Here is a 6,970-nt window from a genome sequence, read left to right as displayed (position 1 = left end):
GCGACATCGGCATTGTTGGTGTCTGCTATCCGTTGGATTGCGGATATGAGAGGGAAAGTGACAGTGGCGATGGTGCGGTCACTTTCAATGGTGGGTTTGGTCCCGGTAAGGGTTTCCCAACTTGTAAGTTTGCTCATGCCATATCCGGCGTTTTCGGCGATACCGACATAACGGAAAAGTTTGGCTATGGTAGGGTTACGGAGTTTGGAATATATCTTGCCGAGTATTTCGTTGACCGGGAGCGGAAAGGCTCCACCGTTCATAAACTCGATATGATCCGTATAGACCCGCACACATGAGCGTAGGGAATCAAAATGGTCACAATGCATCACCATGTTTGCCAAGGCTTCTCGAAGAACCTTATATTGGCTTTCGTCTGTCGTCGCAAAACCGTCATCCCTGATGTGTATCGGAGCATCAACAAGTGTACGGAAACGACGCAGTATAATCTGCACAGCCTCCCATATGTTCTGCTGTTCCGGGATGCGGTAAGTATACCTGACCTCAGCCTGTTGGATTGTCGGAGCGGGAATTTCGATATAGTCTATGCAAAAAGTAGGTACATAACGCAATACATACGGAGCTTTCCCAAACATCAGAAGTCCGGCGTATGTGAGCAACCCTTTGTTGGTGATATTGACTTGTTCGCAAAATTCGACATCGCTGACGTCGCGAAGATCAACAAGGTTGCTTGTCTCTCCAAGTGCGAAACGGTAATTGTGGAGAGCATCAAGATTGAGCATCTCAACACCTGACCCAGTGATAGTCTCCTCCGTTTTATTGCCGAATGACTGGTTACGGAACATGGCGCGTATTTCTCCCTCCGTCGCTCTTTGGTCACCGCTTCCCATCCGTATAAACGTATTGGAGGGGTTGCCGAAATATACAGGTTTTGTCTCCACCTCAGGTATATAGAACGCAAGAAGCTTACAACCGTCAACCGTGTATTGCTTGGGGATTGCGAAAATAGTGGTGTTGAATTTGCCGGAACGCAATGTACCAAGAAAATCTTGTTCAAGTTTCTCTCGGTTATCCACACCTTGAATCTCAAAGACCCTGCCGGATTGCTTTACACCAAGCACAAGCCAACCGCCGGAAGTATTGGAAAACGCACTGACGGTCTCCCAAATATTCTTCGGCAACTCAGACTTCGCGGCCTTGACTTCGAAGTCATCCCATTCCATGTCGCGTAGCCTCGCTACAAGCTCTTCTTTTGTCATTCTAAAGCAAAGTTAGTCATTTTATGCCATCACTGCAATAACCATCCGACGTGTTTTGCCTTGTTATAAATGCCATTAAGGTTGGCTGGAATGGAAAAAATGAGTAATTTTACGGCCAAATTGGGGCAATAGGCCGATATTGGAAATATGCGGCATTTTACCCGAGCATACCAACGAAATCAGAAATGGACAAAAAAATAAAAGTAGGCATCACCCACGGTGACCCTAACGGGATCGGCTACGAGGTGATCCTCAAGACATTGAGCAACCCCGGCATAGCGGAACTATGCACCCCCGTCATCTACGGCTCGGCCAAGATAGTAGGCTACTACCGCAAGGGTATGGAACTGCCCCAGATGCAGGTCAACACCATCCAGAACGCCGCACAGGCCAAGGAGGGTGAGGCCAACATAATCAACGTAGTGGGCGAGGACTTCAAGATCGAGCCGGGCACACCGTCGAAAACAGCCGGAGAGGCTGCTTTCGCAGCTCTCGAAAGGGCCGTGGCCGACCTCCGCTCAGGCGACATCGACGTGCTCGTCACGGCACCAATAAACAAGGACACCATACAGAGCGACACATTCCACTTCCCGGGCCATACCGAATACCTCGAATCGTCGCTTGGCGACGGCAATGAGGCCCTTATGATACTCGCCAACGACAGGATACGAATAGCGCTCGTCACCACCCACCTCCCCATCGCAAAAGTGGCAGAGGCCATCACCCGCGAAGCCGTACTCGCAAAATTGCGCATATTCAACCGGTCGCTCATGCGCGACTTCAACATAGGACATCCTCGCATAGCGGTGTTGTCGCTCAACCCCCATGCCGGCGACGGCGGACTGCTCGGCAACGAAGAGGCCGAAATAATCTCACCGGCCATAGAGGATGCGTCCAAGGAGAAGATACTCGCCTTCGGGCCATATGCCGCCGACGGATTCTTCGGCACGGAGGCCTACCGCAAGTTTGACGGCGTGCTGGCCATGTACCACGACCAGGGACTCGCGCCATTCAAGACCATCGCCATGGACTCCGGCGTTAACTTCACGGCCGGCCTCCCCTACGTGCGCACCTCACCCGACCACGGCACAGGCTTCGACATCGCCGGACAGGGCGTGGCCTCCGAAGAATCGTTCCGCCAGGCCATCTACATGGCTATCGACACTTTCCGCTCGCGATGCGCCTTCGACGACGCGCGGGCCAATCCGCTGCGCCGCCAGTATTTCGACAAAGGGAAGGACAATGTGGTGCTCGACCTCAGCAAAGATGACAGCGCCCAGCAGGCATAATCAACAACCTCTTAATAAGCTACAACAGTGCATTACGCTATAATAGCAGCCGGAGAAGGCTCGCGCCTGGTGCAGGAAGGCGTGCAACTGCCAAAACCGCTCGTGGATCTCGACGGGCGTCCGATGATAAAGCGCCTCATCGACATGATGCTCGGTTGCAACGCCGAATCGCTCTCGATAATCGTCAACGAGCAGATGACCGACGTGCGCAGCTATCTCGAAGGACTTTCGCTCGACATCCCGTTCCACCTGACAGTAAAATCGACACCCAGCTCGATGCATTCGTTCTACGAAGTAAGCCGCACGTTCCCCTCCTGCGGCAAATTCGTGCTCACCACCGTCGACACCATATTCCTGGAGGAGGATTTCCGCAGCTACGTCAACGCCTTCGCCGAGAGCGACGATGCCGACGGCTACATGGGCGTCACCACCTTCATAGACGACGAGAAGCCGCTCTACATCGACGTGGACGAACCGTCGATGACGATAAAAGCGTTCCGCGACAAGCCGTGGGACGGCGTGCGCTACATCTCCGGAGGCATCTACGGACTCACCCCACCCGCCCTCGGCATACTCGACCGGTGCCTGGCCGAAGGCACGAGCCGCATGCGCAACTATCAGCGCGCCCTGGTCGATGGCGGCCTCAAGTTAAAAGCATTCCCGTTCAGCAAGATAATCGACGTGGACCATGCCGGCGACATAGAGACAGCCCAGCGCTTCATAGCCATGGGCAAGTAGGGTACCCCATCCCCACACTCCATACGAACCATCACAACCAATCATCATCCAACACAGCAATGGCTGAAATAAACATAGCCGGCATAATGCGCGCCGGCGCATACTCGCCAAACCACATCGGAAACGATGCCGCCATATTCAACGCCGTGGCCGACCAATTGCGCAAACGCGGCTGCGTGGTCAACATCTACAGCGAGGAGCAGTTCAACAACGGCCTCGTCAAAGAGAACATAATCATAAACATGTGCCGCGAAATGAAATCCATACAGCGGCTACAGCAGCTTGAGGACCGCGGTGCGCTCGTGATAAACTCGGGCTACGGCATCGAGAACTGCACCCGCGAGCGCATGACACGCATACTTGTCGGGAGCAACATCCCCTACCCGGAAAGCCTCATCGTCAACACCGACGAGAGCGTGAGGTCGGCACTGAAGGATGCAGGGTTCAGCCAGTGCTGGATAAAGCGCGGCGACTTCCACGCCATGCACAAAGAGGACGTGAGCTACGTGCGCCATCCCGAAGAAGCCCAGGAGGTGCTTCAGGAGTATTTCCTGCGCGGCATCAAGCGCGCCGTCATCAACCGCCATCTCGTAGGCGACCTAATCAAGTTCTACGGAGTGCAGGGGACACCTTTCTTCTTCTGGTTCTATCCTTTCGACGCCGGCCACTCCAAGTATGGCCACGAGGCCATCAACGGTAAAAGCCGGGGCCTGGAATTCGACCGACAGCGCATGCGCGATATCTGCCAGAACGCATCGGAGGTGCTCGACGTGAAGGTCTACGGCGGCGACTGCATCGTAAGCCCCGAGGGCGACATACGCATAATCGACTTCAACGACTGGCCCAGCTTCGCACCATGCCGCCAGGAAGCCGCCCCCTACATAGCCAAATGCATCCTATCGTCCATCAAAGAACGCTTAAACAAATGAACGCCATGGCCAACACAAAAACAGCCTCGACCGACAGCGCCACGAAGTCGAGCTACCGCGACACATTGAAGTCGATGGACACAGAAGAGCACATCGACCTGGCGTTCTACCGCCCGATAGGCTACATGTGGGCATGCCTGGCAAAGCGCCTCGGCGTGACCCCGAACGCCATCACCATCGCATCCATATTTCTCGGGATAGGCGCGGGAGTGATGTTCTACTTCCCGCAGATGTGGATGAACGTCATAGGGATGCTGCTGCTGATATGGGCCAACTCGTTTGACTCGGCCGACGGCCAGCTCGCGCGTATGACCAAGCAGTATTCTCGCCTCGGGCGCATACTCGACGGACTGTCGGGCGACCTATGGTTCGCCGCCATATATGTGGCCATCTGCCTGCGCGAGAATGTCACTTCCGAGTTTTTCAGCGCCCACCCATGGGTGATATGGGCAGTGGCCGTAGTGACCGGCATGTGCCACGCCAAGCAAGCCTCTGCCGCCGACTACTACCGCCAGTTCCATCTCTACTTCCTCAAAGGAGAGGAAGGGAGCGAGCTTGAATCGTGCTCGGAACTGCGCAAACGCCTCGACACACTGAGCTGGAGCAAAGACTTCTGGAAAAAGCTCACGCTGACCGTCTACACCAACTACACGGCCAACCAGGAGGTGCTTACACCGTCGATGCAGGCACTGCGCGCCACACTGCGCAAGCGTTTCCCCTCGGGAACGATACCTGCCGGTTTCCGCGAGGCGTTCCGCCGCAAGAGCCTCCCGCTGATGAAGTACACCAACATACTCTCATTCAACTGGCGTGTCATAGCGCTGTTCACGGCGCTGTTCCTGCGGATGCCCTGGCTCTACTTCGCGTTCGAGCTTACGGTACTCAACATCCTGCTCGTCTACATGATAGTGCGCCACGAGCGCATATGCCGCTCATTCACCAAAGAACTCGAAAATGGAAAATACTGATATCAAAGGCGTAATATTCGACTACGGCGGCACCATCGACAGTCGCGGTGTGCACTGGAGCGAAGTGATCTGGGACGGCTACCGCGCAAGCGGTGTGGATGTCGACAAGGACACATTCCGCGAAGCCTACGTCTACGCCGAACGCGAGCTGGCCAAGGTGCGCCACATCATGCCAGAGGACAACTTCCACGTGCTGCTCCTGAAGAAGATGCGTATCGAACTTGGATGGCTTGCCGAGCATGGCCACATCGACCCATCCGACACCGAACGCCTCGCCGGGGAAATCGCCCTATACTGTTATGAACGCGCGCGCGAGTGCGTGGAGGAAGCCCGTCCGGTACTCGACTCGCTTAAAGAGCACGGCGTGCCGATGGTACTCGTAAGCAACTTCTACGGCAACGTGCAGGCCGTGCTCGCCGACTTCGACCTGCTGCGTTACTTCGACAGCATCGTGGAGAGCGCCGTGGTGGGTGTGCGCAAGCCCGACCCGCAGATTTTCCGCCTCGGGGTGGAGGCGCTTGGCCTCGCGCCGGAGCAGGTGCTCGTGGTCGGCGACTCCTACAAAAAAGACATCATCCCGGCCCAGTCGCTCGGATGCCGTGTGGCATGGCTCAAAGGCAAAGGATGGACAGCCGAAGAGGACGCTGTGACGCATCCATGCATAATCGAAAATCTCACGCAGGCAGCCGAAGCAGTATTTTGATTCGTTAACATTTAAAAGTCCAAAAGGCCACAAATTAGGCCAAATTAACCAATCGAGCTAAAATTTAGACATTTTTCACAAAAATTCAATAAAGTTAGTCTCGAAAACTTTTTACAACTCAAAAATACTGACTACTTTTACACGCTAATTCAGCCGCAGAGGCTTGATTGGCTACTCCTCTTTGTTTCAACAACAAAAACGACAATAAACAAATAGACAAAATCAACCACAATCATGAACCAAACTGACGTAAAGAAAGCCGAGGGCAAACTCGGTATTCTCGTAGTAGGACTCGGAGCTGTAAGCACGACATTCATCACAGGTGTTCTCATGACCCGCAAAGGTCTGGCCAAGCCCGTAGGATCAATGACACAATACGACATCATGCGCGTAGGCGAAGGTGCCGACAAGAAATATCTCCACTACAACCAGATCGTGCCAATGGCCGATCTCAACGACATCGAGTTCGGCTCGTGGGACGTATATCCCGCCAACGCTTTCGAATCGGCCATGAACGCCGAGGTTCTGAAGGAGAAGGACATCCTCCCCGTCAAGGACGAGCTTGAGAAGATCGTCCCCATGAAGGCCGCTTTCGACCACAACTATGCAAAGCGTCTTGACGGCGACAACATCATGCACGGCAAGACCCGCTGGGAGATGGTAGAAGCTCTCCGCGAGGATATCCGCAACTTCAAGAAGGAGCATGGCTGCGACCGCATCGTAGTGCTCTGGGCAGCTTCCACCGAAGTATATGTGGCTCCCGACAAGGACTACCACTACACCCTGGCCGACCTCGAGAAAGCCATGAAGGCTGATGACAAGGAGCATGTAGCTCCCTCGATGTGCTACGCCTATGCAGCCCTCTCCGAAGGCGCTCCTTTCATCATGGGTGCCCCCAACACCACCGTCGACATCCCCGCCATCTGGGAACTTGCCGAAAAGACCAAGATGCCTATCGCCGGCAAGGACTTCAAGACAGGCCAGACCCTCGTGAAGTCAGGCTTCGCCCCCATCATTGGTGTCCGTTGCCTCGGCCTTGCAGGTTGGTTCTCGACCAACATCCTCGGCAACCGCGACGGTCTCGTGCTTGACGAACCCGCCAACTTCCGCACCAAGGAGGTCA

At 54.8% G+C, this 6,970-nt stretch carries 7 protein-coding genes; 6 read left to right on the top strand and 1 reads right to left on the bottom strand.

Annotated features, from left to right (window positions below; all coding sequences use genetic code 11):
* On the bottom strand, positions 1-1,220 hold a 1,220-nt coding region (locus QZ303_RS03250), incomplete at its 3' end, for an RNA-binding domain-containing protein (RefSeq protein ID WP_295729026.1).
* A 185-nt stretch (positions 1,221-1,405) separates the two neighbouring features.
* Between QZ303_RS03250 and pdxA the strand changes: the two genes are divergently transcribed.
* The 6 genes from pdxA to QZ303_RS03220 form a co-directional block, all read left to right on the top strand.
* Positions 1,406-2,509 carry a 4-hydroxythreonine-4-phosphate dehydrogenase PdxA gene (pdxA, locus tag QZ303_RS03245; RefSeq protein ID WP_295729024.1) on the top strand — a complete coding sequence of 368 codons (1,104 nt, stop codon included), beginning with the start codon at positions 1,406-1,408 and terminating at the stop codon, positions 2,507-2,509.
* A gap of 27 nt (positions 2,510-2,536) precedes the next feature.
* Complete coding sequence (locus QZ303_RS03240) at positions 2,537-3,247, top strand: NTP transferase domain-containing protein (RefSeq protein WP_295729022.1); 711 nt, start codon at positions 2,537-2,539, stop codon at positions 3,245-3,247.
* Positions 3,248-3,306: 59 nt separating this feature from the next.
* Positions 3,307-4,176, top strand: a complete 870-nt coding sequence (locus tag QZ303_RS03235) for a hypothetical protein (protein ID WP_295729020.1) — start codon at positions 3,307-3,309, stop codon at positions 4,174-4,176.
* 5 nt (positions 4,177-4,181) lie between these two features.
* Positions 4,182-5,144, top strand: coding sequence for a CDP-alcohol phosphatidyltransferase family protein (locus QZ303_RS03230; protein ID WP_295729019.1), 963 nt, complete (start codon positions 4,182-4,184; stop codon positions 5,142-5,144).
* On the top strand, positions 5,131-5,847 hold the full coding sequence (locus QZ303_RS03225) for an HAD family hydrolase (RefSeq protein ID WP_295729018.1): 717 nt from the start codon (positions 5,131-5,133) through the stop codon (positions 5,845-5,847). The genes QZ303_RS03230 and QZ303_RS03225 overlap by 14 nt, the downstream gene beginning before the upstream one ends.
* 234 nt (positions 5,848-6,081) lie before the next feature.
* Positions 6,082-6,970: inositol-3-phosphate synthase (locus QZ303_RS03220; RefSeq protein WP_295729016.1), on the top strand; the 889-nt coding region annotated here is incomplete at its 3' end.

It is taken from the genome of uncultured Muribaculum sp., assembly GCF_910583865.1.
Lineage (GTDB): Bacteria > Bacteroidota > Bacteroidia > Bacteroidales > Muribaculaceae > Muribaculum.
The sequence above is the reverse complement of the archived record's forward strand: the minus strand, read 5'-3'. Positions and strand labels throughout refer to the sequence as shown.

Excerpts from the sequence above, each read along its gene's own strand:
- pdxA (WP_295729024.1), top strand. The coding sequence starts at position 1,406 with ATGGACAAAAAAATAAAAGTAGGCATCACCCACGGTGACCCTAACGGG.
- QZ303_RS03230 (WP_295729019.1), top strand. The coding sequence starts at position 4,182 with ATGGCCAACACAAAAACAGCCTCGACCGACAGCGCCACGAAGTCGAGC.
- QZ303_RS03225 (WP_295729018.1), top strand. The coding sequence starts at position 5,131 with ATGGAAAATACTGATATCAAAGGCGTAATATTCGACTACGGCGGCACC.
- QZ303_RS03235 (WP_295729020.1), top strand. The coding sequence starts at position 3,307 with ATGGCTGAAATAAACATAGCCGGCATAATGCGCGCCGGCGCATACTCG.